Consider the following 24,601-nt stretch of genomic DNA (forward strand, 5'->3'; position numbering starts at 1 on the left):
CTCTTCGTCGACGTGCTCTTGTTCACCACGGTCGACACGTTAGGCGAGGGGTACGACAAAAATCCTCCGCCCTGTCGTGTGCTGTGGATGACCGAGCCGCTGTGGACAATAGCCGAACACCTGTACGACGATCGAGTGACACGCCAGAACAGGCGTACTAAAAGCAGCTCAGCGCAGCCGGGACGGCACCCGATCGGGGTACGCGGCCACCACGGCACGCCAGATGGTAGCGGTCTCGACACCGTGAGCAATGGCCTCGTCGATGGTCCGCCCGCCGAGCTCCGTGAAGGAGTGATCAGCCGCGAAACTATGCGCGTAGGCGGAGCCGAAGCTCTGCTCCAAGCGTTCCCAGAAGTCTGTCAACCGCACCGGAGAAGGGTACCCAGAGGCGGCTCCACCGCACCTCAGGCGACCGCCGCCGCAGCCACCCGCAGATCGTCGACGAGCCCCCGGTACGCCGTCTCGCGATCGTCGGCCCGCAGCACCGCCGACGGATGGATCGTGGCCAGCGCCTGGATCTCCGCGATCGGGAAGTCCTCCGGATGCTGGGCCGACCCGGGCCACGGCAGCAGCCGGCCGCGCGACCGGGTCACCCGGAAGTCCGGTCCGAGCAGGGCCTTACCGGCGGACGCGCCGAGGATGACCACCAGCTTGGGCTTGAGCAGCGAGAACTCCGCCACCAGCCAGGGCCGGCACGCCTCGATGTGCCCCGGCCCCGGGGTCTGGTGGATCCGCCGGCTGCCTCGCAACTCGAAGCGGAAATGTTTCACCGAATTGGTGATGTAGAGCTCAGCCGGGTCGATGCCGGCGTCGTCCACCGCCTCCCGGAGCAGGCGGCCCGCGGGACCGACGAACGGCAGCCCGTGCCGGTCCTCGACGTCACCGGGCTGCTCGCCGACGAAGACGATCTTCGCGTGCGGCGCTCCACGACCGAAGACCGTCTGGGTCGCGTTCTCATGGAGCTCGCAGCCGTGACAGTCCGCCGCGGCCGACTTCAGCTCGTCGATGCTCCGCGGGTGTGGCGGCACCCATTGCTGCGCCCCGACGGGGTCCCGGGTCGATGGCATGGCACCGTTCTACCCCCACCCCCCGACAACATTCCGCCCGGACCCCCCTCCCGGAGGACGCCGGTTGCTCATCGCATCGGGGGGAACAGACCGGCCGGGTGGATCGCCGATGCCACCGCCTGGGCCAGCTCCGACACCTCCGCCGGATCCAGCGTGCTGATCGTGATGCGGATCCCGGGCGGCGAACTCACCCGGAAGAGTGCCCCCGGAGCGACCGCGTAGCCACGGTCGCGCAGTGCCGCGACGGCATGGGTCTCGTCGGGCACCGGCACCCAGACGTTGATGCCGGTGTCGCCGCTCGCCATCACGCCCTCGGCCCGGAGCGCGTCGAGCAGGGCCCGACGGCGATCGCCGTAGGTCTCGGCGGCCCGGGCCACCAGCGCGGTCACCTCTGGATCACGCCACAGCCACAGCAGCATCCGCTGGAGAACGGTGGAGACCCAGCCCATGCCGATCCGCATCCGGCCGGACACCCGGGCGACGGTCGTCTCGTCGCCGGCCAGAACGGCGATGCGCAGGTCGGGGCCGAACGGCTTGGAGGCGGACCGCACGAACGCCCACGAGCCGGTCACCGGGCCGATGCAGTGCGGCTCGCTCTCGGCCAGCTCGGCGGCGTGATCGTCCTCCACCACCAGCACTCCCGGATGCCCGCTCAACAGCCCGCGCAACTCCTCGGCGCGACCGGCGCTCACCGCCGCCCCGGTCGGGTTCTGCGCGCGGACCGTGACGACGACGGCACGGGCCCCGGAACGCAGCGCCGTCGCCAGGGAGGCCGGGTCGGGACCGTGCTCGTCGACGGCGACCGGGACGGCCCGCAGGCCGAGCGCCGCCAGGAGATCGATGAGAGCGGCCCAGCCCGGATCCTCGATCGCGACGGTGTCGCCTGGTCGCAGGTGGGCGTTGAACGCGCGCTCGATCGAGTCGAGAGCTCCCGAGGTGACCACGATCTCAGCCCCGGAGACCGGGATCCCCTCGGCGAGGAGACGAGGGCGCGCGGCGTCCGCCAGCTCCGGCATGGTGACGGCGGACGCGTACCCCTGAGGGGGGCTCTGCATGGCCGCCGCGGCGGCCAGAGCCGGCGCGAGCGAGGGCAGCAATCGCACGTCGGGCTCGCCGGTGGAGAGATCGCGCAGGCCGGGCGGGACCGGCGTGTGCAGGCCGGAACGCCGCACGGCGACCGCCGGCCGGGAGCGGACGCGGGTGCCGCGGCGGCCCTCGGTCTCGATCACTCCGCGCTGCCGCAGCTCCTGGTACGCCTTGGCGACCGTCGCCGGGCTGACGTGCAGGCTGCCGGCGAGAACCCGCACCGAGGGAAGGGCCGAGCCGGCCACCCAGAGGCCCTGGACGACGCCCGTCTCGATGCTGGCGGAAATCTCGGCGGCGCTGTCTCCACTGACCTGATACTGTTCTGCCACAGATTCGATTGTGTACTAGTACAGGCCCTGATGCAACAGGACCGAGAACATCCCGGGGAGGCCCCGATGACCGACCTCTACGCTCCCACGCCCCGCACGACGGCCACCCGCACCCGCAAGCGGATGCACTACGAGCGGGAGGCGGCGCACGCGGTCCTCGACGAGGCCTTCGACTGCTCGGTCGGCTTCGTGGTGGACGGCGAGCCCCGCGTCCTGCCCCATCTGCACGTCCGTATCGACGACACGCTCTATCTGCACGGGTCCACCGGTGCGCGTCTCGGCCTGGCGGCCCGGGGCGACGGCGTGCCGGTGTGTGTGACCGTCACCATCCTCGACGGGCTGGTCTACGCGCGCTCCCAGTTCAACCACAGCGCCAACTACCGGTCGGTGGTCGCTCTCGGGACCGCCCGGCCGGTCACCGACGCCGACGAGAAGCTCCGCGTGCTGTCCGCGCTGGCCGACAAGGTGGGCCCCGGCCGGTCCACGGACAGCCGCCCACCCACCCGTCAGGAGCTGGCCCAGACCACCGTTCTCGCGCTGCCACTGGCCGAGGTGTCCGTCCGCGCCCGCTCCGGCGGTGTCGGCGACGACCCGGAGGATCTGGCTCTCCCGCACTGGGCCGGTGTGCTCCCGCTGCGGACGGTCGCCGGACCGCCGGAGACCGATCCGGGTGTCGCCGCCGCGCCACCCGGTTACCTGCCCGGCCATCCGTCGCAGTGGCAGACCCCGGTCGTGCTGGAGGGCCGGCACGTGCGGCTGGAGCCACTCACTCCCGGCCATGCGGAAGGCCTGTTCGAGGCGCTCGACGACGAGGAGGTCTGGCGGCACATCCCGTTTCCGCGGCCACGGACGCCGGAGGAGCTGCGCACCGGGGACATCTTGAATGTGCTGCGCGGCCAGTGGCTCGGCCAGCGGGCCGGATGGGCTCAGATCGACCCGGCGACCGGGGCGGTGATCGGGATGACCACCTATCACGACATCGACACCACCCTGCGGGCCGTCGGCATCGGGCACACCATGGTCGGCCGGAAGTGGTGGCGGACGGGCGTCAACACCGAGGCGAAACTGCTGCTCCTCGAGCGGGCGTTCGACGTGCTCGGCGCCGAGCGGGTGTTCTGGTACACCGACGTTCGCAACGAACGCTCCCAGCAGGCCATCGCCCGTCTGGGAGCCAGCCGTGACGGGGTGATCCGGCGCCAGCGCAGGCGACCCGACGGCAGCTGGCGCGACACCGTACTGTTCGCGATGACCGTGGACGAGTGGCCCGCCGCCGCTCAGCGTCTCCGCGACCGGCTTGCGGCCGGATGAGCACCGCCCTGATCGAGAGAGGCTGACCGATGCTGGGCATCACCGATTTCTGGACCTACGTGCTCGGCGTGGTCGCGATCATCCTGCTGCCGGGGCCCAACTCGATCTTCGTGCTGTCGGTGGGCGCCCAGCGGGGCGTCCGCGCCGGCTATCAGGCGGCCGCAGGGGTCTTCCTCGGCGACGCGGTGCTGATGATCCTCTCCGCGACCGGGGTCGCGTCACTGCTGAGCACCTACCCACCCCTGTTCCTCGTTCTCAAGTACGCGGGCGCCGCGTACCTCGGCTGGGTCGGCCTCAACATCATCCGGAACGCCTGGGGTAACTGGCGCAACCGCGCGGAGATCACCGCCGCCGCCGAGGAGCCACCGGCCGAGCTTCAGCGCCCGTTCCGCCGGGCCGCCGTGATCAGCCTGCTCAACCCGAAGGCGATCCTGTTCTTCGTCTCGTTCTTCATCCAGTTCGTCGAGCCCGGTTACGCCCACCCCGCCCTGTCGTTCCTGATCCTCGGGGCGGTGGTGCAGTTCTTCAGCGCGCTCTACCTGTCCGCGCTGATCTTCGGAGGCCGATACCTCGCTGGACAGTTCCAGCAGCGTCGTCGTCTCGCGACCGGGGCGACGACCGCGGTCGGTGCTCTGTTCGTGGGGTTCGGCATCAAGCTGGCCACCGCCAGCGTGGGTTGAGCCCCGCGCCGGCCGAACCGAGACGCCGGCCACAGAAGGTCGGTCATCGACCGGACCCCGGTGGCCGGCTGGCGATAACGGCGTCTAGCGGATCGTGTAGAACGTGCTGCGGATCATCTGGACTTCGGCGAGGTCGGCGCTCCAGGACTTCTCCGCGGTGGCCCAGCCGAGTGCGTATGCCCGGCCGCCCATGACGAACCACCGGAACACGGCGTGCCGGGCCGATCCGCTCGCGGAACGGTAGCGGTACTCCCAGTCGGCGGCCTTGAGCAACAGCGGCACCTGACCGACCCCGACGAGCGTGTAACCGGGCAGGGCGCCCGAGGTCGCGAGGCGACTCTCCTCGGCACGGGCCTCCGCCAGCGGGTCCGCAGCGGGGTCACGGGCGGCGTCCAGGGTGATCGTCCTGCCGTTGCGCGGGCCCCGGAAGCAGTGGGTGGTGCCGATGCGCTGGTGGGTCCAACCGTTCGGCACTGCGATGTGGAAGCCGGAGCCGTCGGTGAAGTACGACCATCCGGCCTGGAGGTTCCAGCCGTTCACTCCGCGGGCCGAACCGTCCAGCGGGGTGACGGGCAGGCCGTCGGGTGGCGGCGAGTCACAGAGGGACGGTGAGAATGCGGACGCCGCCGAGGAGGTCGTCTGTGGATCCGATGAGGCGGGAGCCGGGCCCAGTGAACCCGCGGACTCTCCACCGTTCGGATCGGGCGGGCCCGCCGGCGTCTCCGGGGATCCGGGGACGCCGGTCGACGGCGAGCCACCTACCGGGCCGAACGGCGGAGAGTTCGGGACGGGATCGGACGCCGAGTTCGTCGAACGCTCCTGGGCGGTTTCGGTGGACAACGGTGACGGGACGAAGACCCGCGGGCGGGCACCGGTCAGCTCGGCCACGTAGCCGGCGAGCAGGCTGCCGCCGAGGAGAAGTAGGACGACCACGCCGGTGAGAGCCAGCCGAGCGGGCGTGACGCGTACCGAGTCGGGGAACATCCGGCGCCGTGGCCGAGGACCGGCCGAGGCGGTGACGAGGCGGACCGGGACCAGAGCCTGGCCGGGCGGCCGAGCCGACCGATCCGAAACCGGGTCCGCCTGCGGGCCCGGGAGTGGATCGACGGTGTCCCGGTCGGCCTGGTGCACACGCTCGGCCGGAGTTCCGCGGTCGAATTCGGGCTGCCGATCAATAGCGGTCACGTCGGATCGGCGCTCGACAGCCGACCCTGGCCCGGCACCGGAACCTCGGCCGGTCACCGACACCGGGTCCGCACCGGAACCCCGACCGGTCACCGGCATCGGATCCGCACCGGAACCCCGCCCTGCAACCCACATCGGACCCGCAGTGGCGGCGGTCGTCGCCATCGGGCCGGGAGTGTGGGAATCCCGGCTCACCGGCGACTCGGGGCCGTCTTCTGCGCCACGGCCGACACTCGGCGTATGGCCCGCTTCGGGACTCCGGCGAGGCGCCGGAACCGAACCCGCACCGGGGTCCTGGGTATCGGCCGATTCGGGACCGGCCTCGAGTCCCTGAACAACGGCCGCCGCCTGGTCGGATTTTCGGGCTTGGCCGACTTGCGGCTCCGGACCACCGGTTGTGACCGTTGCCTGCTCGCCGCAGCCGACATCCGGCTCCGGACCACTGGCTGCGACCGTTGCCTGCTCGCCGCGGCCGACATCCGGCTCCGGACTACTGGCTCCGGCCGCCGGCTCCTCGGCGTGGCCGCCGGCGATGGTCGTAGCAGTCCTCGAGGGCGGCCCATCCGAACTCGGTGGGCGTTCGGCGACGTGGGAGGGTGACGCCGGGCGTGGCATCACCAGATCAGTTTCGGACTTCGAGGTCGGCTCGGCGCGGCGTTGTCGCGGCGGCGCGGTCGACAGGCCACGAACCGGTCCAGGCTTGGGGGCGGGTCGGCGCACGGTCGGTACCGGTCGAGGTGAGGGCGATTCGGGGGAATCCATACCCGCATCCGAGGCTCGCTCCGGCTCCCGGATTCGACCCGAGGTGTCTGGTACGTCACTGCCGGGCTGTGGAGCGGGGACGGGCTGCGATTCCATCAGCGTGAGGCTGTCCACATCGGATTTGGCTTCTGAAGACGAGCGCAGAGGATCCCCCTCAGGTGCGGGCCGCCCTGAGGGGCGCTCGCCACGGGGCTCGGCGGCAGAAGGCACTTCAGGCACGAAAGGCGACACCGGAGGCCGCATCGGCGAGGACGGGACGTCTCCAAGAGGCCGAGTCGGCGAGGACGGCGGTGTCCGCTGCTGGGGAGCAGGCTGCGGCTGCGGAACGGGCTGCGGCGGTGGCGGTGCAACGGGATGCGGCTGCGGAACGGGTCGTGGCTGCGGCGGCGGCGGAACGGGCCGCGACTGCGGCGGTGGCGGTGCAACGGGGTACGGCTGCGGAACGGGTCGTGGCTGCGGCGGCGGAGGAACGGGCCGCGACTGCGGCGGTAGCGGTGGAACGGGCTGCGGCTGCGGAACGGGCTGCGGGGTAGGGCGCCCGATCACGGCCGCCGTCCCCCGATGAGGCCCGACAGGCCGGACCGGCTCGCCCCTCGCGGCACCCCCTGACGCCGAAGCCCCTGCCACCATCCCGGCCGCCTCTGGACCACCGGAGACCGGGACCGGCCCCGAAGGACGGGCGAGACCAGGCGAGGACATGCCACCGGGCCGCACGGCACCGGACCGCGCGGCACCGGGCCGGGAACCGCGCCGGGTGGGCAGGAACGGAATCTCCCGAGGATCGCTGAAAACGATCATGCGGAGCCGGCGTTCGACCTCGGGAACGGTGAGACGGGCGGCGGGCTCGTACCGGAGCAGGCCGTCCAGGACCGCGGCGAGCGGCCCGGCGCGGGCGGGCGGGTCGGGGGGATCGGTGGCGAGGGCGGCGAGGGTCGCCATCGCGGTCTCGCGGGCGTACGGCGAGTGGCCTTCGACGGCCGCGTACAGGGTGGCGCCCAGCGACCACAGATCGGATTCGACGGTGGAGGCGCCGGTGCGCGCACGCTCCGGCGAGACGTACTGCGGGGAGCCGACGATCAGCCCCGGCGCGGTCACCCCGCCGTCATCGACGAACGTGGCGAGACCAAAATCGGTCAGAACCACGCGGCCGTCGGTGCCGATGAGGACGTTGTGCGGCTTCACGTCACGGTGCAGGACGCCGGCCCGGTGTGCGGCGTCGAGCGCATCGAGCAGAGCCAGGCCGATGCGTGCGGCGACCGCCGGCTCATACGGTCCGTCCTCGTCCAGCACCTGGTAGAGCGAACGAGACGGCACGTACTCCATGACGATCCAGGACTGGCCCTCGGTGTGCACCACGTCGTAGATCCGGACCACGTGCGGATGGTTGAGGCGGGCGGCGCTGCGTGCCTCCCGCAGAGTCCGCTCGTGCATCCGATGCTGTTCAACATCGGACATCCAGCCGGGTGGCACGATCTCCTTGACGGCCACGTCGCGGTGCAGCATCTCGTCGCGGGCCAGCCAGACCCGGCCCATTCCCCCCGCGCCGACCGGTTCCACGAGACGGTACCGGCCGGCGACGAGCATCTGCCTGACCGTCATCGGCACCCACCCATCACGTCGGGCATCAGGATAATCCGGCACAGACCGCCCAAGGAATCACGATCACCCGGTCACCGCTCAGAACCTCGAGACCCACAAAACCGTCGAGGGGGTACGGGTGAACCGGCTCCGTGGTCGCGCAAGAGGTGCTCACGGCGTACCGCTGGATGAAGCGAAAGGTGATCGAACCGGCCGAACCGGGAAGTTTCTCGCCGGAGGCGCGCCGGCGCCCCGGTTTCTGTCGTACCCCCGAGGCAGGATGTGAGGCGTGCGAGACGTGCTGGAGAGGTTCGGACCGGCCACCCGGGAGTGGTTCACGGCCGCCTTCGCCGCGCCCACCGCCGCTCAGGCCGGGGCGTGGCGGGCGGTCGGCGCGGGGCGCAACGCCCTGGTGGTCGCGCCGACCGGGTCCGGCAAGACGCTTGCGGCCTTCCTCTGGTCGCTGGACCGGTTGTCCCGTGAGCCGGTTCCCGAGCAGGCCCGGCAGCGGTGCCGGGTGCTCTACATCAGCCCTCTGAAGGCGCTGGCCGTCGACGTGGAGCGCAACCTGCGCGCACCGCTGACCGGGATCCGGCAGGCGGCCGGGCGGCTCGGCCTGCCGCCACCCGAAATCACCGTCGGCATGCGCACCGGGGACACCCCGGCCGAGGAGCGGCGCGGGTTCGCGCGGACGCCGCCGGACATTCTGATCACCACGCCCGAGTCGCTGTTCCTGCTGCTCACGTCGGCCGCCCGCGATTCGCTGCGCGGAGTCCAGACGGTGATCATCGACGAGGTGCACGCGGTCGCGGCGACGAAGCGGGGCGCACATCTGGCGCTCTCCCTGGAGCGGCTGGACGCGCTGCTGGAGCGCCCGGCCCAGCGGATCGGTCTGTCCGCGACCGTGCGGCCGATCGACGAGACCGCGCGGTTCCTCGGTGGCGCGCAGGATGTCGAGATCGTGCAGCCACCCAGCGCCAAGACGATCGAGGTGACGGTCGAGGTCCCGGTGGAGGACATGACCCGTCTCGACGAGGCGCCCGATCCCGATCAGGACGATCCGGGCGCCGGGCGGCACACGCCGTCGATCTGGCCGGCCGTCGAGGAGCGGGTCCTCGATCTGATCGAGGCGCACCGTTCGACCATCGTGTTCACCAATTCGCGGCGCGGCTCCGAGCGGCTCTGCGCCCGCCTCAACGAGCTGGCCGCCGAGCGCGCCGATCCGGAGTCGGTGCAGGTTCCCGTCGGTTCCCGGATGCCGGCGGAGGTCATGGCGCAGGCCGGTGGCACCCGCGGTGCGCCACCGGTCGTGGCCCGCGCCCACCACGGCAGCGTCTCCCGGGAGGAGCGCAAGCAGATCGAGGAGGCGCTGAAATCCGGGCAGCTGCCGGCCGTGGTGGCGACGTCGAGCCTGGAGCTGGGCATCGACATGGGTGCGGTCGATCTGGTGGTGCAGATCGAGGCGCCGCCGTCGGTCGCGGCCGGGTTGCAGCGCATCGGCCGCGCCGGGCACCAGGTGGGCGCGGTCTCGCGGGGCGTGGTGTTCCCGAAGCATCGCGGTGACCTGCTGTCCTGTGCCGTCGTGGCGGAGCGGATGGGTGCGGGCGCCATCGAGGAGCTGCGCTGCCCCCGCAACCCACTCGACGTGCTGGCCCAGCAGATCGTCGCGATGACCGCGCTGGACGAGTGGCAGGTCGACGACCTCGCGACGCTGGTCCGGCGGGCCGCGCCGTTCGCCGAGCTGCCGTCGTCGGCGCTGCACGCCGTGCTGGACATGCTGTCCGGGCGCTATCCGTCCACCGCGTTCGCCGAGTTGCGCCCCCGTCTGGTCTGGGACCGGGCCACCGACGTGCTCACCGGCCGTCCGGGCGCGCAGCGCCTCGCCGTGACCAGCGGCGGCACGATTCCCGACCGTGGCACGTTCGGCGTGTTCCTGGCCGGTTCCGAGCGTGCCTCGCGGGTGGGCGAGCTCGACGAGGAGATGGTCTACGAGTCGCGCGTGGGTGACGTCTTCCTGCTCGGCTCGACGTCCTGGCGGATCGAGGACATCACCCCCGACCGGGTGCTGGTCTCCCCCGCTCCGGGCGCGCCGGCCCGGATGCCGTTCTGGAAGGGTGACTCCCCCGGCCGCCCGATCGAGCTGGGCCGGGCGATCGGGGCGCGGCTGCGCGGGCTGGTCAAGGCCGGTGACGAGGCGGCGACCGCCGCGCTGCGCGAGTCGGGGCTGGACGAGTGGGCGGCCGCCAACCTGGTGGCCTACCTGCGGGAGCAGCGCGAGTCGACCCGGCATCTGCCGGACGACCGGACCGTCGTGGTCGAGCGGTTCCGCGACGAGCTGGGTGACTGGCGGATGACCGTGCACTGTGTACTGGGTGCCAAGGTCAACGCGCCCTGGGCGCTGGCGATCGCCCGCCGGCTCTCCGAACGGTATGGGGTGGACGGCCAGGTGATGCCCTCCGACGACGGCATCGTGGTGCGCCTGCCGGACACCGCCGACGAGCCACCCGGCGCCGACCTGATCGCCTTCGACCCGGAGGAGATCGTGCAACTGGTCGAGGAGTCGGTCGGCACGTCGGCGCTGTTCGCGGCCCGCTTCCGGGAATGCGCCGCCCGCTCGCTGCTGCTGCCCCGCCGTGACCCGCGCCGCCGCCAGCCCCTGTGGCAGCAGCGGCAGCGGTCGGCCCAGTTGCTCGACGTGGCCCGGGAGTTCGCCGACTTCCCGGTCACGCTGGAGGCGGCCCGCGAGTGCCTCCAGGACGTCTTCGACGTGCCCGGCCTGACCGGGCTGATGCGGGAGATCGCCGGCCGCAAGGTTCGGCTGGTCGAGGCGGAGACCGCACGGCCGTCGCCGTTCGCCCGGTCGCTGCTCTTCGGCTACGTGGGCGCCTTCCTCTACGAGGGTGACGCGCCGCTGGCCGAGCGCAGGGCCGCCGCGCTGGCCCTCGACTCGACCCTGCTCGGCGAACTGCTCGGCCGGGTCGATCTGCGAGAACTCCTCGACCCGGAGGTGGTGGCCGAGACCGAGGCGCAGCTGCAGTGGCTCACCACTCAGCGCACCCCTCGCGACGCCGAGGACGCGGCCGAGCTGCTCCGGCTCCTCGGCGACCTGTCGGCGAGCGAGCTGGCCGTACGGGGTGTCCCCGAGGAGTGGGTGGACGGTCTGGCGGCGGCCCGGCGGGCGGTCCGGGTGCGGGTGGCCGGTGAGGACCGGTGGATCGGCATCGACGACGCCGGGCGGTATCGGGACGCGCTCGGGGTGGCGCTGCCCGTCGGCATCCCGGAGGCCTATCTGGAGCCGGTCGCCGATCCGCTCGGTGACCTGGTCGCCCGCTATGCCCGGACGCACGGGCCGTTCGCGGCGGCGACGTGCGCGGCGCGGTTCGGGCTTGGAGTCTTCGTGGTCGAGCAGGCACTGAAGCGGCTCAGCGCGACCGGCCGGGTCACGTCCGGCGAGTTCTCCCCCGGCGGCGCCGGGACCGAGTGGTGCGACGCCGAGGTGCTGCGGATGCTGCGCCGGCGCTCGCTGGCCGCGCTGCGCCGGGAGATCGAGCCGGTTCCGCCGCGGGTGCTCGCCACGTTCCTGCCCCGCTGGCAGCAGGTCGGCGGCAACAACCGCGGCGTGGACGCCCTGGCCGCCGCGATCGAGCAGGTGCAGGGCGTCGCGGTGCCGGCGTCCGCGTGGGAACGGCTGGTGCTGCCCGCCCGGGTGGCCGACTACGCGGCACCGCAGCTCGACGAGTTGTGCGCGTCGGGTGAGGTGCTGTGGTCCGGGTCCGGGTCGATCTCCGGCGGGGACGGCTGGGTGACGCTGGCCTACGCGGAGAGTGCACCACTGTTGCTTCCCCCGCCCGACAACGAGGTCGCGGCCACCCCACTGCACCAGACGGTGCTCGACGCGCTCGACGGCGGGCAGGCGCTGTTCTTCCGGTCGCTCTCCGATCGGGTCGGCTCGACCGACGACACCGAGCTCGCCGCGGCGGTGTGGGATCTGGTGTGGGCCGGGCATCTGACCAATGACACGTTCGCGCCGCTGCGGGCCCTCCTCGGCGGCAGCGGCGCACACCGGGCGAAAGCAGCGCCGGCCCGGTCCCGGTACCGGCGGCCCGGACGACCACATCTGCCCGTGCGAGGTGGGCCGCCGAACATGGCGGGCCGCTGGTCACGGCTTCCCGACCGCGATCTCGACCCGACCCGCCGGGCGGCCGCCGTCGCCGACCTGTTGCTCGAGCGGCACGGCGTGGTGACCCGGGGCGCGGCGGTGGCCGAGGGGGTGACCGGCGGGTTCGCGGCGGTCTATCCGGTGCTCGCGGCGCTGGAGGAGCGCGGGGCGGCCCGGCGCGGCTACTTCGTCGAAGGACTCGGGGCGGCCCAGTTCGCGGTGCCGGGCGCCGTCGACCGGTTGCGGGCGCTCAACGAGCCGGACGAGGAGCGGCGCGGCGGCGGTCCACCGGCCGTGGTGGTGGCGGCGACGGACCCGGCGAACCCCTACGGCGCGGCACTGCCATGGCCGGACCGCATCGTCGACAGCGGCGACGGGGAGCCGGTCGCCAAGGCCGGCCATCGAGCCGGCCGGAAAGCGGGCGCCCTCGTCGTGCTGGCCGGCGGCGACCTGGTGCTCTACATCGAACGGGGCGGCCGCACACTCCTGTCCTTCACCGACGATGCGGAGCTGCTCACCCACGGGGCGCACGGCCTCGCCGGAGCGGTGCGGTCCGGTGCACTCGGCGCGATCTCGGTCGAACGGGCCGACGGCGAATCGGTACACACGTCCCCGTTGCGTGACGCGCTGACGGCGGCCGGATTCCGCACCACCCCACGAGGCCTGCGCCTGCGAGCCTGACCCGCCACGACCGCCGAGGAGACCGGACCCAAGCCGCCGCAACCCGGACAGTTACACGGCCGCGAACCGGATCCAACACCGCCGCGAACCGAAAGCGCCACCAGCGCCGATCGAAGGCTCCACCCACCGCAGGCCGAACACACGCGGCACCGCGAACTGAAACTCACGCGGACCGGACGCGGACCGGACGCGGACCGGACGCGGACCGGACGCGGACCGGACGCGGACCGGACGCGGACCGGACGCGGACCGGACGCGGACCGGACGCGGACCGGACGCGGACCGGACGCGGACCGGACGCGGACCGGACGCGGCCGACCCGAAGGTCGGCCGCCCCGGCTCAGAGGTTCGGCGCGACCTCGGCGGCCACCAGGTCGATGTGGTCGAGGTCGGACAGGTCGAGGACCTGGAGGAACAGGCGAGAGGCGCCGGCCTCGGCGTACCGCTTGATGCTCTCGACGGCTTCGGCCGGAGTACCGACGATGCCGCCGTTGGCGCGCATCTCGTCGGGTTCGCGGCCGATCGCGGCGGCACGGCGCTTGACCTCGGCGTCGTCACGGCCGACACAGAGAACGGCTGCGGCGGAGTAGGCGAGCGGCTCGGTGCGGCCGAGGGCTTCGGCAGCGGAGCGGACACGGGCGTACTGCGCCGGGATGTCCTCGATCTTGGAGAAGGGGACGTTGAACTCGGTGGCGTAGCGGGCCGCGAGGTACGGGGTGCGCTTCTTGCCGTGGCCACCGACGATGACGGGCACGCGCGGCGACTGGACCGGCTTGGGCAGGGCGGGCGAGCCGGCGACCTGATAGTGCTTGCCGTCGAAGTCGTAGGTGGAGCCGACCCGGGTGGCCCACAGACCGGTGATGATCTCCAGCTGTTCTTCGAGGCGATCGAAGCGCTCGGCGACCGGCGGGAACGGGATGCCGTACGCGCTGTGCTCGCTCTCGAACCAGCCCCCGCCCAGGCCGAACTCGACGCGGCCGCCGCTCATCGCGTCGACCTGGGCCACGGCGATCGCCAGCGGGCCGGGCAGCCGGAACGTGGCCGAGCTGACGAGCGTGCCCAGCCGGATCCGGGAGGTCTGCACGGCCAGGGCGGCCAGCGTGATCCAGGCGTCGGTGGGGCCGGGCAGGCCGTGCCCGTCGCCCATCCTGAGGTAGTGGTCGGAGCGGAAGAATCCGTCGTATCCGCCGTCCTCGGCGGCCTTGGCGACCCGCAGGAGATCGTCGTGGCTGGCGCCCTGCTGGGGTTCGGTGAAGATCACGAGACGCATGGCTCAACACTGCCACGACGCTCCGGCGCGCCAGCCACACATCGATCATCGACAGGCAGTAACGTTGGCCACCATGGCCGGTTATGGATGGATCAGCTTCACGACCGATTACGGCACGTTTGACGGCTTTGTCGCCGCCTGCCACGGCTCGGTCGCCCGCATCGCCCCTGACGTCAGGGTGATCGATGTCACTCATCACGTGCCGCCGGCCGATGTCGCGCGTGGTGCGGCCGTCCTGGCCCAGACGGCCCCTCACCTGCCGGCCTCCGTGCATCTCGCGGTCGTCGACCCCGGTGTCGGTACGGCCCGCCGGGGCGTAGTGCTGACCACTCCGAACGGGCTGCTCGTCGGCCCGGACAACGGCCTGCTGATCTGGGCGGCCGAGGCGCTCGGCGGCATCACGGCGGCCCACGAGCTGGCCAACAAGGACTGGACGCTCGGCAGCGTGTCCCGCACCTTCCACGGGCGCGACGTCTTCGCACCGGCCGCGGCCCGGCTGGCGCTCGGCGCGGCACCGCAGGAGGCCGGGCCGTCGGTGGACCCGGCCGACCTGACCCGGCTTCCCGACCCGGGCGTCACGATCGGCGACGGCTGGATCGAGGCGGAGGTGCTCACCGTCGACCGGTTCGGCAACGTGCAGCTCGCGGCGGAAGGCTCGGCGCTCTCCGGCCTCGGCTCCGAGCTGCTGATCAACGGCGGTGTCCGGGCCCGGCGCGGCACCACGTTCGCCGACGTGAACGTGGGAGAGCTACTGGTCTTCGCCGACTCCGCCGACCGGGTCGCGATCGCCGTCAACAACGGCAGGGCCGTCGTTCTCCTCTCGGTCGTCCCCGGCGACACCGTCCGCATCACCGCACGCTGAGCCGGCCGGGCCCCGCAGCGACATCTGACGGCCTGGGACAACACTCAGGCGCAGCGGCGCGCAGCCGCCGCGCCGAGGCCCTTGAAACCAGCCGGTTACCACCACTGACTCACGAACAGCACTCGGGACAAGCCACGCAGGCTGCTGCCCGATCACAGAGCACTCCAGGAAAGCGGCCCGAGCCGGCCACCAAGATCTGTATCCGCCGGCAGTGTGCCCGAGGCCGGGCGTCGGGGCCGTGGGCGGCACGGGAGCCGATCCGGGCTGCCGGTCACATGCGGTGGTGAACCCAGACGTTGGGTTCGACGTAGACGGCGTGGTCCTGGGCCACGTCGCAGTGGATCGGGGACAGAGCGCCCGGGACCTCGACGGGACCGGTCCGGTCGAACGGGAGGCCGGTCCACGAGCGCCACTCGGCGAGCGTTCCGGCGTACGTCATGCTGTAGTGGGCGACGTTGACGATCGTGGCGCCGGCTCGCACGTGCACTCTCAGCCACGGGTCGACGGGCAGGCCGTCGGGACGGGTCGCGGGGGCGTACTCATCGATGGGTTGCTGAATGTCAGCGGGTTTGCCGCTGGGCCGGACCGGCGCGACCAGGTCGGTGAAACCGTGTCGCGCGGCGTTGTCGCGCATCGCGGTGAGCATCAGGCTGGAAAGGCCGGACCCGCGCAGATCGGACCGGATGTTGATCTCCAGGGCGGAGATCATCGTCGGTTTGGTGCCGTTGAGATGGTCGTGGACGGCCGTGCGGATCGCCCAGTCCCAGCCTGCCTCGGGCAACCCGGCCGTGATGTCGCCGTCGAAGGAGAGCGGCACCGCATGCGCCTTGGCCACCGCCCGGCCGGTCTCCCGGTCGACAGCCAGCAGCGAGAACTCCGGCCACAGACGGTCCAGGTGCTGGTAGTAGAGACCGCCGGTGGGGTCCTTGCTCATGAACACCGGCCAGCCGCCGTCGAGTTCCCGGTAGAGCTCCGCGCGGTCCCCGATGGGGGCGATATCCAGTTCCATGCGGGCAGAATCCCAGCCGGTTCGCCCCCGGTCACCCGATTTTCCACCATGCCCGAACGGGTCACGGCCGCCCGGCTGGAATCGGGCATGAAGGCCGACGGAGACCGACACGAAGCCGGCGGAGGCCGGCGGGGAAGGGCGGGACGGACGGGCGGACGGGCGGACGGGCAGGAAGGAGTGAACCGGACGGACCGGGGAAGAATGGTGGCATGCCGGAAGGGGATACCGTCTGGAACACCGCGCGCGTGCTGGAGAAGGCGCTGACCGGGGAGACGTTGACCGGTTCCGACTTCCGGGTGCCCCGCCTGGCCACCACCGACCTGACCGGCTGGACGGTCGCCGAGTCGGCCAGCCGTGGCAAGCATCTGCTGCTGCGCCTGACCCGGGAGGGCCGGCCGCCGCACACCCTCCACTCGCATCTGCGGATGGACGGTGCCTGGCGGTCCTACGCTCCGGGGGAACGCTGGACCGGCCGCCCCGCCCACCTGATCCGGGTGGTGCTGCGCACGGCTCGGTCCGTTGCCGTCGGGTACCACCTGCACGAGATCACGCTGGTCCCGACGGCCGAGGAGGAGACACTCGTCGGTCATCTCGGGCCGGACCTGTTGGGTGCCGACTGGGATCCGGCCGAGGCGGTTCGGCGCATCTCCGCCGCCCCGTCCGCCACGATCGCCGAGGCACTGCTGGACCAGCGCAATCTCGCCGGGGTCGGCAATCTGTACAAGGCGGAGACGTTGTTTCTGCGCGGTCTGTGGCCGTGGACCCCGGTCGCCGGGGTGACCGACCTCACCGGCACGGTCACGATGGCCCAGAAGCTGGTCGCCTCCAACCGCGGCCGCTGGACGCAGACCACCACCGGTTCGCTGCGCAAGGGCGAGACCAGCTATGTGTACGGCCGTCGCGCCCAGCCATGCCGCCGGTGCGGCACGGCGATCCGCAAGGCCGAGCAGGACGAGCGGGTCACCTACTGGTGCCCGCGCTGCCAGCCGGAGCCGTAACGGCGCTCACCCCGCCGCATGTCGGACCGGACAGCCGGCCGGAGCCATGATGCCGGTCACCCCGCCGCATGTCGGACCCAACAGCCAGCCGGAGCCGTAATGGCGCTCACCCACCGCATGTCGGACCGAACAGCCGGCCGGAGCCGTAATGCCGGTCACCCCGCCGCATGTCGGACCGGGAAGCCAGCCGGAGCCGTGACACGGATCGGTCCGCCGCGGCGGACCAGGAGCCGGCCGGTGCCGTCACAGCGGTCAGCCTGTCGCGCTGGACCGGGAACCGGGCGGCGTCCGCAACTTGCTGGTCCGGGCCTCGGACAGCTCTCCGAACTCGGGCTCCGCCTGCTTGGGCGCGACCGGCGAAGACGCAGACGACGAAGAGCCGGACGGTGAAGAGGCAGACGGCGAAGAGGCGGCTGACGAGGCGGACGGGGACGGCGACCACGATGAGGTCGGAGCCGCCGCCGAGGGTGGGCTGGTGGCCGCGAACCCCGGCGGGGTGCGGAACTCGGTGGTCCGTAGCTCGGCCAGCCCTTCGGCGATGCCGCGAAGCCGGTCGGCCGCGTCGACCAGGCTGAAGTAGGCCGGGTGGCGGCTCTCGGCGACCGGGTGCCCGTCCTCCGCGACGTAACTCGCGGCGGCGGCGACCAACTGCTCATACGCCGCGACGCCCTCGGCGAACTGGTCGGCCAGCCCGGCGTGTGACTCGGTCAGCGCCTCCCGCTGGCCGGGCTGTGCGACCGGGATGGCCCGCTCCACGCTCGCCACCCGCTGCCCCAGGTCGCGCAGCCACTGCTCGGCGGTGGCCGCTTCGAGCATCGCGGTCTCGCCGGCGCCGGTGAGCCGGCCGGCGAGCCCGACCATCGCCTGGGAGGCCCGGTCGAGCCGGTCCCACGCGTCGGCGATCGCGGAGCCGCGCAACGCATACCGGCTGCGCTGGCGGCGGACCTCCCGCAGCACCGTCTGACCGGCCGGGAAACGCTGTAGGGCCTTGCTGAGCTTGTCCTCGGGGAGTGCGGGCGGCGGCGCGGGCGTGGCGGCGAGCTCGCGGTGGTCTTTCCACCGCCACACCGCGAGCACGGCCGACGCTCCGGCCGCGGCCGCCCAGCCGGCGTCGCCGGGGCCGATCCCCGCGTACGGCGTGAGGACGGCTGCCGCCGCGGTCAGGCCCCCGCCCAGCACGCTCCACCGCCGCGCTGATCCACGCAGCCGCTTGAGCCGCCGGAAATACCTGGCCCGCTCGTCCACCGTCGCTCCCCTCGTGTCTGCCGGGACCGGTCAGCCGGCCGCGCTGGTGTCGCCGCGCTTCTGGTTCAGGCTGGCGCGGATCTCGTCGAGCCGGGCCACACCCGCCGCGTCGGCGGCCGGGGTGGCGGGCTGCTCGACCGCCGGCTGGGTGGCTGCGCCGCCCAGCTTCTCGCCGGCCATGCTGGAGCGGATCTGCTCGAGGCGGGACGCACCGGCCAGGTCCAGACTGGACTTCTGCACCTCCAGCATGCGGCCCTCGACCGAGTTGGAGGCCAGCTCGGCCCGGCCCATGGCATTCGCATACCGCTGCTCGATCTTGTCGCGCACCTGGTCCAGCGACGGGGTGTTGCCCGGCGCGGCAAGCTGCGACATCGACTCGAGAGACTTGGCCACCGTCTCCTGCATCTTGGCCTGTTCCAGCTGGCTCAGCAGGCGGGACCGCTCGGCGATGCGCTGCTGGAGGAGCATCGCGTTGTTCTCGACCGCTTTACGGGCCTGACCGGCGGCACCGAGAGCCTGGTCGTGGAGGGTCTTGAGGTCCTCCATCGACTGCTCACCGGCGACCAGCTGGGTGGCCAGGGTCTGCGCGGTCTGCTCGTACTTCTGCGCCTCGGACTCGTCACCGGCGGCGCGGGCCCGGTCGGCGAGCACCAGGGCCTGACGCGCCATGCCCTGAAGCTTCTCGACCTCGGACATCTGCCGGGACAGCTTCATCTCGAGCTGCCGCTGGTTGCCGATGACGGCCGCGGCCTGCTGCACGAGCGCCTGGTGCTGACGCTGAGCGTCCTCGATGGCCTGCTGGATCTGGACCTTCGGGTCGGCGTATTCGTCGATCTTCGCGCCGAAGAGCGCCATCACGTAATGCCAGCCCTTGACGAACGGATTCGCCATCTCGTGGTGTCCCCTCAAATGTCGCTCCGTCGGACGCGTCACCGGAGTTTCGACCGGTAACGCGAAACCCATCGTGACAGCCGGACGCCAGCCGCGTCACGTGTCCTCCGGGGGATCTCAGGGTCTCCCCTGGCATCGAGGCTACGCTCCCCTGACCTTTCCCGGCGAGGCACGAAACACCTTCAGCGGCCGGGCCCGATCCCGCGGCGGCGCATGAACCGGCCACGCACGCACCCGCGGCACACGAAGTGGGCACGCTCGCACCCGCGGCGTTTGAACCGACCTCGCACGCACCCGCGGCACACGAAGTGGGCACGCTCGCACCCGCGGCGTTTGAACCGGCCGGACATGAAACAGACCGGACCGCTCCCATGGAGCGGCCCGGCGCAGACGTATTCATGATCAGGCGGCGTAGACGATGTCCCGCTTCGGTTTGCGGGTCGCGTGCAGCGTCGCCTTCAGCGGCGACTCCTGGCGCACCGAGACAGACACATCCCTGTCGCTGGACGCCTTCTCGTCGATCGGGACGAGCACACCCTCCATGTTCTCCGCGAGGGCGAGCGTGTTGCTGACCTCACTGAGCAACTCGGAGAGGCGGGCACCGAGAGCGTCACAGATGGCGGCGAGAAGCTCGCTGGACGCCTCTTTCTGTCCACGCTCGATCTCGGACAGATATCCCAGACTGACGTTTGCGGCGGTCGACACCTCGCGCAGCGTGCGGTGCTGCCCCTGCCGGCGCGCACGAAGTGCGTCGCCGATAACGCGGCGTAGCAGGACCATGGCACCTCCTCCTGCGGGCGGGGCCGCCGGCTGACGCCGGAGGCTTCCCGCAACCGTACCTGGCGTTCGCCGCGCCGACATCCCGCCCCGCCGAATTCCCGGACCGACCGGCTCGCCACCGAATCGGACAACCGGCACATCAATGGAAGTATTCCCAGCTCAGAGACGAGCCGGTTGGGCACGGAGAGAGTCGGTCAGCAATTGCAGGACGGCCGTCACACTTTCGGTACGGACGGCTTCCCGGTTTCCGTCCAGTTTCAGCTCCCGCATGGTGGACCCGGAGCGGCCGGCGACCGCCACATAGACCAGCCCGACCGGCTTGCCGTCCTGCGGTTCCGGGCCGGCGACACCGGTGGTGGCCAGACCCCAGTCGGCGCCGCAGCGCTCCCGGACACCCTCGGCGAGGGCGGTGGCCACGTCACCGTCGACCGGGCCGCGTTCCGCCAATAGCGCCTCGGGCACACCGGCGAGGCGCGCCTTGAGGTCGGTGGCATACACCACCAGGCCACCCCGGTAGACGGCACTGACCCCGGGAATCTCGACGATGGTCGCGGCCACCAGGCCCCCGGTGAGCGACTCCGCGGTCGCCATGGTCTCGCGCCGCTCGACGAGCGCGTGCACCGCCGCAGCGGCCGCCACGGACATCTCCATCGAACTCTCCTCCAGCTGTCGAACCCACCTACTGCCGGGCGCCGCGCCGCAGTCTGAGTGCCTGGAGGACGTAGTCGGCGCCGGTGACCACGGTGACCACCAGGGCGGCGCCCATCAGCACGACACCGACCAGATGGAACGGCTCCGGCACCGGCCACAGATACCAGGCGATCGCCGCGGTCTGGAGCCCGGTCTTGAGCTTGCCACCCCGGGAGGCGGGGATGATGCCGTACCGGATGACCCAGAAGCGGAGGGCGGTCACGCCCCACTCGCGGATCAGGATGATCACCGTCACCCACCACGACAGCGGGCCGTAGAGGGAGAGCAGGACCAGGGCGGTGCCGGTGAGCGCCTTGTCGGCGATCGGGTCGGCGACCTTTCCGAACGAGGTGACCAGATGCCATCGCCGGGCGATCCAGCCGTCCGCGAAGTCGGTCGCCGAGGCGATGCAGAATGCCAGGCAGGCGGCGATCCGCCAGTCCGGGTCGTTCATCTCGGAGACGACGACCAGGACGAGGAACACCGGTATCAGTACGATCCGGACCACGGTCAGCGCGTTGGCCGCGTTGTAGAGCGACACCACGCGGGGCGCGGGCACCGGCTCGTCGGTCACCGGGTCACCGGGGCTGCCGAGATCATCTCCACCGGCACCGCGATCAGGTCCACTCCCTCGGTGCCGGTGACGCGGGCGCGGACCAGGTCTCCGGGACGGAGCATCGACAGGTCGACCCCGTCACCCCCGGCGACCAGGGTGGTGGAGCCGTCGACCTCGGGGGCCTGGTGCTCGGCACGGCCCTCGATCTCGCCGTCGTCGATCGTGTCGACCAGCACCTCGACGGTGTCGCCGATCCGGTCCTCGGCGCGCTGGGCGCAGAGTTCCTCGGCGAGGGCGACGACCTTCTCGTACCGCCGCTTGATCGTCGCTTCGGTCAGCTTGCCGGACAGGCCGGCGGCCTCGGTGCCGTCCTCGTCGCTGTAGTCGAAGACGCCGATGGCGTCGAGGCGTGCCTCGGTGAGGAAGCGGATCAGCTCGTCCACGTCCTGCTTGGTCTCGCCGGGGAAGCCGACGATGAAGTTGCTCCGGGCGCCCGCCGCCGGGGACAGCTTGCGCGCCGAGTCGAGCAGCTCCAGGAAGCGGTCGGTGGAGCCGAACCGCCGCATCCGGCGCAGCACCGGCTCGCTGGAGTGCTGGAAGGACAGGTCGAAGTAGGCGGCCACACCCGGCGTGGTGGCGATCGCCTCGACCAGGCCGGGACGGGTCTCGGCGGGCTGCAGATAGCTGGCCCGGACCCGGACGATGCCGTCGACCGCGGCCAGCTGGGGCAGCAGTTTCTCCAGCAGGCGCGGGTCGCCCAGGTCCTTGCCGTAGGACGTGCTGTTCTCACTGACCAGCACCAGCTCGCGGACGCCGGACCGGGCCAGCCACTCCGCCTCGGCGAGCAGCTCCTGCGGGTCGCGGGAGACGAACGCGCCGCGGAAGGCCGGGATGGCGCAGAACGCGCAGCGCCGGTCGCAGCCGCTGGCCAGCTTGAGCGAGGCGACCGGGCCGGTGTCGAGCCGGCGGCGCAGCACCTTGCGCAGGTGGGCCGGGGTGTGCTCGTCGACGGTGGCGTGGCCGGGCACCACGACCTTGGCCGCGTGCCGCTCGACCGGCGTGATCGGCAGCAGCTCGCGGCGGTCGCGTGGGACGTGCGAGACGTGGCTCTCGCCGCGCAGCACGCTCTCCAGGCGGTCGGTGATGTCGGTGTAGTCGTCGAAGCCGAGCACCGCGTTGGCCTCGGGGAGGTTGTCGGCGAGTTCCTTGCCGTACCGCTCGGCCATGCAGCCGGCGGCGACCACCTTGGCGCCGGTGTCGGCCGCCGCGAGCAGGGTGTCGATCGAATCCTGCTTGGCTTTCTCGACGAAGCCACAGGTGTTGACGACGACCACGTCGGCGCCCTCGGCGTCGGTGCCGACCTCCCAGCCGCCGGCGTCGAGGCGGGCGGCCAGCTCTTCCGAGTCGACCTCGTTACGGGCGCAGCCCAGAGTCAGTAGGGCGACACGGCGGGTGGGAGGAGTTCCAGACACGCGCCAAGGTTACCGGGCGCCCCCGGTACGTCCTTCCTCCGCTCGGCCGGTCCCGGAAACATCCGTTTCGCCCGGTGGTACGAAAGTGTGGCGCGGGGTGGATATCGTCCCTCCCCATGTCCACTCTTCGTGATCCACAGCGGCGCGCGGAGCTTTTTCTGATCGTGTGCCTGCTGGCGGCGGCCTTCGCGGCGCGGTATGTGGGCCGGTCGGAGATGACCCGCGACATGCAGATCTTCTTCAAGTGGCACGACCAGCTGGAGCAGGCCGGCGGCTGGCGGGGGCTGGGCGAGGCGATCGGTAACTACAACGCGCCGTACATGTATCTGCTCTGGTTCGCGTCGGTGCTGCCGGTCCCGCTCCTGATCGGGATCAAGTTGGTCTACGCGGTCTTCGACCTGCTGCTGGCCTTCTTCACGTTCCGGCTGGTGGAGATGCGCCGCGGTCGCCGGGCCGGGATCGCCGCGGCGTTCATCGTGATCCTGCTGCCCACCGTCGTGATCAACGCGTCGGTCTGGGGGCAGATCGATTCGATCTGGGCGTCGTTCGCGGTCGGCGGCGTCTGGATGCTGGCCCGCGGTCGCGGCTGGTGGGGTGTGGTGCTCTGCACGCTGTCGCTGGCCTTCAAACCGCACGGGATCTTCATCTTCGCGCTGGTCGCGCTGCTCGTGCTGGCCGGGCGGCTGCGGGCCCGGACGCTGCTGGCGGTGCCGGGGGTCTGGCTGGTGCTCAGCCTGCCGGCGCTGCTGCTCGGGCGTTCGCCGGGTGAGCTGTTCACCATCTACAGCCTGGACCGGCAGGCCCGGATCATCGACGAGCTGACCGACCGGGCGCCGTCGATCTTCGCCTTCCTGGAGGGCACCCGGCGGCTGGACACGGCCCGGCAGCTGGGTTACCTCCTGACCGCGGCGCTGGTGCTCGGCATCTTCCTGGTGGTGATCGCCCGCCGGGTCCGGCTGGACGAGACCCGGGTGGTGACGCTGGCGGCGCTGTTCGCGATCCTGATCCCGTTCGGCCTGCCCGGGATGCACGAGCGGTACTTCTACCTGGCCGACGTGCTGACCGTGGCCCTGGTGTTCTACGTGCCGCGGCTGTGGTTCGTGCCGTTGCTGGTGCAGGCGGCCTCGCTGGGCGCCTACACCTACTTCCTGTTCGGCCAGACCGGGCAGCAGCTGGACCTGCAGGTGCTGGCGGCGCTGATGATGGCCGCGCTGATCGCGGTCGGCCACACGTTGATCAGGGACGTCCTGCGCGAGCGGGAGATCACACCTCTAGCACCAAAGGTGGTTGGCAATACGATGGCGGAGTGACGACACCCGACCATCTGGACGATCTCGACGCCGTGACCGCCCTCGCCGACAAGGTCCGGCGGGCGGCGTACCGGGCGGTGGCCGATGCCGCGCCGGAGCCGGCCGGCCGGGACGAGGTGGCCGAGGCGCTCGGGGTGGGCCGCACCCTGGCCGCGTTCCATCTCGACAAGCTGGTGGACGCCGGGCTGCTCGAGGTCTCGTACGCCCGCAGGTCGGGCCGGAGCGGGCCGGGCGCCGGTCGTCCCGCCAAGCTGTACCGGCTGTCCGCGGCGGAGCACGCGGTGAGCGTGCCGCCGCGCGCCTACCGCAGTGCCGCCGAGTTGCTGGCCGAGGCGCTGGAGCGCACCGGCGCGGAGGAGACCCTCTACCGGGTGGCGCAGGAGCACGGCCGGCAGGCGGGGCCGGAGCCGGACGTCACAGCACTGTTGACCGGCCACGGGTATGAACCGGCCTCTCGCGAGGACGGGCGGATCGAGCTGCGGAACTGCCCCTATCACCGGGTGGCCGAGCAGTTCCCGCCGCTCATCTGCGGCATGAATCTGGCGATGCTCACCGGCCTGCTGGAGGGTGCCGGGCTGGCCGGGCAATGGTGCGCCCGGATGGACCCGGCGCCGGGCCGCTGCTGCGTGACGGTCTCTAAAAACAAAACCGATTGACTTTAGTTGTACGGGCTGATGAAGTGA

At 71.8% G+C, this 24,601-nt stretch carries 18 protein-coding genes and 2 pseudogenes; 7 read left to right on the forward strand and 13 right to left on the reverse strand.

Annotated features, from left to right (window positions below; all coding sequences use genetic code 11):
- Positions 1 to 168: 168 nt before the first annotated feature.
- The 3 genes from BC793_RS07450 to BC793_RS07460 form a co-directional block, all read right to left on the reverse strand.
- Positions 169 to 369, reverse strand: a complete 201-nt coding sequence (locus tag BC793_RS07450; protein WP_109590630.1) for a DUF3046 domain-containing protein — start codon at positions 367 to 369, stop codon at positions 169 to 171.
- A 35-nt stretch (positions 370 to 404) separates the two neighbouring features.
- Positions 405 to 1,067: a UdgX family uracil-DNA binding protein gene (locus BC793_RS07455; protein ID WP_109590632.1), complete on the reverse strand. Its 663-nt coding sequence runs from the start codon at positions 1,065 to 1,067 to the stop codon at positions 405 to 407.
- A gap of 68 nt (positions 1,068 to 1,135) precedes the next feature.
- Entirely contained in the window at positions 1,136 to 2,482 is a 1,347-nt protein-coding gene (locus tag BC793_RS07460; RefSeq protein WP_109590634.1) for an aminotransferase class I/II-fold pyridoxal phosphate-dependent enzyme, read from the reverse strand.
- 66 nt (positions 2,483 to 2,548) lie between these two features.
- Here BC793_RS07460 and BC793_RS07465 point away from each other — a divergent pair, with 66 nt between their 5' ends.
- A complete protein-coding gene (locus tag BC793_RS07465; protein ID WP_109591445.1) occupies positions 2,549 to 3,790 on the forward strand; it encodes a bifunctional pyridoxamine 5'-phosphate oxidase family protein/GNAT family N-acetyltransferase in 1,242 nt (413 codons plus the stop codon).
- Positions 3,791 to 3,819: 29 nt separating this feature from the next.
- Positions 3,820 to 4,470, forward strand: coding sequence for a leucine efflux protein LeuE (leuE, locus tag BC793_RS07470; RefSeq protein WP_109590636.1), 651 nt, complete (start codon positions 3,820 to 3,822; stop codon positions 4,468 to 4,470).
- 84 nt (positions 4,471 to 4,554) lie between these two features.
- Here the strand turns inward: leuE and BC793_RS50175 are convergent, their stop codons facing one another.
- Together BC793_RS50175 and BC793_RS07475 are read right to left on the reverse strand one after the other, a co-directional pair.
- A complete protein-coding gene (locus BC793_RS50175) occupies positions 4,555 to 5,454 on the reverse strand; it encodes a hypothetical protein (protein WP_170167209.1) in 900 nt (299 codons plus the stop codon).
- A 1,779-nt stretch (positions 5,455 to 7,233) separates the two neighbouring features.
- Positions 7,234 to 8,016: pseudogene (locus tag BC793_RS07475) on the reverse strand (serine/threonine-protein kinase); the annotation flags it as partial.
- A 277-nt stretch (positions 8,017 to 8,293) separates the two neighbouring features.
- Here BC793_RS07475 and BC793_RS07480 point away from each other — a divergent pair.
- Positions 8,294 to 12,835, forward strand: coding sequence for an ATP-dependent helicase (locus BC793_RS07480; protein ID WP_109590638.1), 4,542 nt, complete (start codon positions 8,294 to 8,296; stop codon positions 12,833 to 12,835).
- 340 nt (positions 12,836 to 13,175) lie between these two features.
- Here BC793_RS07480 and BC793_RS07485 read toward each other — a convergent pair whose 3' ends face one another.
- A complete protein-coding gene (locus BC793_RS07485) occupies positions 13,176 to 14,105 on the reverse strand; it encodes an LLM class F420-dependent oxidoreductase (protein ID WP_109590640.1) in 930 nt (309 codons plus the stop codon).
- A gap of 73 nt (positions 14,106 to 14,178) precedes the next feature.
- Here BC793_RS07485 and BC793_RS07490 point away from each other — a divergent pair, with 73 nt between their 5' ends.
- On the forward strand, positions 14,179 to 14,967 hold the full coding sequence (locus BC793_RS07490; RefSeq protein ID WP_109590642.1) for an SAM hydrolase/SAM-dependent halogenase family protein: 789 nt from the start codon (positions 14,179 to 14,181) through the stop codon (positions 14,965 to 14,967).
- A gap of 271 nt (positions 14,968 to 15,238) precedes the next feature.
- On the opposite strand, the gene BC793_RS07495 is transcribed toward BC793_RS07490, so the two are convergent.
- Complete coding sequence (locus BC793_RS07495; RefSeq protein ID WP_109590644.1) at positions 15,239 to 15,976, reverse strand: N-acetyltransferase; 738 nt, start codon at positions 15,974 to 15,976, stop codon at positions 15,239 to 15,241.
- 209 nt (positions 15,977 to 16,185) lie between these two features.
- On the opposite strand from BC793_RS07495, the gene BC793_RS07500 reads away from it, so the two are divergent.
- A complete protein-coding gene (locus BC793_RS07500; protein WP_109590646.1) occupies positions 16,186 to 16,974 on the forward strand; it encodes a DNA-formamidopyrimidine glycosylase family protein in 789 nt (262 codons plus the stop codon).
- Between the two features lie 504 nt (positions 16,975 to 17,478).
- Here the strand turns inward: BC793_RS07500 and pspM are convergent.
- The 6 genes and pseudogenes from pspM to rimO form a co-directional block, all read right to left on the reverse strand.
- Positions 17,479 to 18,219 (reverse strand): annotated as a pseudogene (gene pspM, locus BC793_RS07505) (phage shock envelope stress response protein PspM); the annotation flags it as partial.
- 30 nt (positions 18,220 to 18,249) lie between these two features.
- Positions 18,250 to 19,110, reverse strand: a complete 861-nt coding sequence (locus BC793_RS07510; protein WP_109590648.1) for a PspA/IM30 family protein — start codon at positions 19,108 to 19,110, stop codon at positions 18,250 to 18,252.
- 402 nt (positions 19,111 to 19,512) lie between these two features.
- Entirely contained in the window at positions 19,513 to 19,890 is a 378-nt protein-coding gene (locus BC793_RS07515; RefSeq protein ID WP_109590650.1) for a helix-turn-helix domain-containing protein, read from the reverse strand.
- A gap of 159 nt (positions 19,891 to 20,049) precedes the next feature.
- Positions 20,050 to 20,541 carry a CinA family protein gene (locus tag BC793_RS07520; RefSeq protein ID WP_109590652.1) on the reverse strand — a complete coding sequence of 164 codons (492 nt, stop codon included), beginning with the start codon at positions 20,539 to 20,541 and terminating at the stop codon, positions 20,050 to 20,052.
- 28 nt (positions 20,542 to 20,569) lie between these two features.
- Positions 20,570 to 21,154, reverse strand: coding sequence for a CDP-diacylglycerol--glycerol-3-phosphate 3-phosphatidyltransferase (pgsA, locus tag BC793_RS07525; RefSeq protein ID WP_109590654.1), 585 nt, complete (start codon positions 21,152 to 21,154; stop codon positions 20,570 to 20,572).
- Positions 21,151 to 22,608: a 30S ribosomal protein S12 methylthiotransferase RimO gene (gene rimO / locus BC793_RS07530; protein ID WP_109590656.1), complete on the reverse strand. Its 1,458-nt coding sequence runs from the start codon at positions 22,606 to 22,608 to the stop codon at positions 21,151 to 21,153. Before rimO ends, pgsA begins: the two co-directional genes overlap by 4 nt.
- 116 nt (positions 22,609 to 22,724) lie before the next feature.
- Here rimO and BC793_RS07535 point away from each other — a divergent pair, with 116 nt between their 5' ends.
- Together BC793_RS07535 and BC793_RS07540 are read left to right on the forward strand one after the other, a co-directional pair.
- On the forward strand, positions 22,725 to 23,918 hold the full coding sequence (locus tag BC793_RS07535) for a glycosyltransferase 87 family protein (RefSeq protein ID WP_109590659.1): 1,194 nt from the start codon (positions 22,725 to 22,727) through the stop codon (positions 23,916 to 23,918).
- Positions 23,915 to 24,574, forward strand: a complete 660-nt coding sequence (locus tag BC793_RS07540) for a helix-turn-helix transcriptional regulator (protein ID WP_109590661.1) — start codon at positions 23,915 to 23,917, stop codon at positions 24,572 to 24,574. The genes BC793_RS07535 and BC793_RS07540 overlap by 4 nt, the downstream gene beginning before the upstream one ends.
- Positions 24,575 to 24,601: the final 27 nt, after the last annotated feature.

This window comes from Actinoplanes xinjiangensis (assembly GCF_003148685.1).
Taxonomy (GTDB): domain Bacteria; phylum Actinomycetota; class Actinomycetes; order Mycobacteriales; family Micromonosporaceae; genus Actinoplanes; species Actinoplanes xinjiangensis.

What these genes read in the sequence shown, in the direction of transcription:
- BC793_RS07455 (WP_109590632.1), bottom strand. Translation starts at nt 1,067, where the DNA reads ATGCCATCGACCCGGGACCCCGTCGGGGCGCAGCAATGGGTGCCGCCA.
- BC793_RS07465 (WP_109591445.1), top strand. Translation starts at nt 2,549, where the DNA reads ATGACCGACCTCTACGCTCCCACGCCCCGCACGACGGCCACCCGCACC.
- leuE (WP_109590636.1), top strand. Translation starts at nt 3,820, where the DNA reads ATGCTGGGCATCACCGATTTCTGGACCTACGTGCTCGGCGTGGTCGCG.
- BC793_RS50175 (WP_170167209.1), bottom strand. Translation starts at nt 5,454, where the DNA reads ATGTTCCCCGACTCGGTACGCGTCACGCCCGCTCGGCTGGCTCTCACC.
- BC793_RS07485 (WP_109590640.1), bottom strand. Translation starts at nt 14,105, where the DNA reads ATGCGTCTCGTGATCTTCACCGAACCCCAGCAGGGCGCCAGCCACGAC.
- BC793_RS07490 (WP_109590642.1), top strand. Translation starts at nt 14,179, where the DNA reads ATGGCCGGTTATGGATGGATCAGCTTCACGACCGATTACGGCACGTTT.
- BC793_RS07495 (WP_109590644.1), bottom strand. Translation starts at nt 15,976, where the DNA reads ATGGAACTGGATATCGCCCCCATCGGGGACCGCGCGGAGCTCTACCGG.
- BC793_RS07500 (WP_109590646.1), top strand. Translation starts at nt 16,186, where the DNA reads ATGCCGGAAGGGGATACCGTCTGGAACACCGCGCGCGTGCTGGAGAAG.
- BC793_RS07510 (WP_109590648.1), bottom strand. Translation starts at nt 19,110, where the DNA reads ATGGCGAATCCGTTCGTCAAGGGCTGGCATTACGTGATGGCGCTCTTC.
- BC793_RS07515 (WP_109590650.1), bottom strand. Translation starts at nt 19,890, where the DNA reads ATGGTCCTGCTACGCCGCGTTATCGGCGACGCACTTCGTGCGCGCCGG.
- BC793_RS07520 (WP_109590652.1), bottom strand. Translation starts at nt 20,541, where the DNA reads ATGGAGATGTCCGTGGCGGCCGCTGCGGCGGTGCACGCGCTCGTCGAG.
- BC793_RS07535 (WP_109590659.1), top strand. Translation starts at nt 22,725, where the DNA reads ATGTCCACTCTTCGTGATCCACAGCGGCGCGCGGAGCTTTTTCTGATC.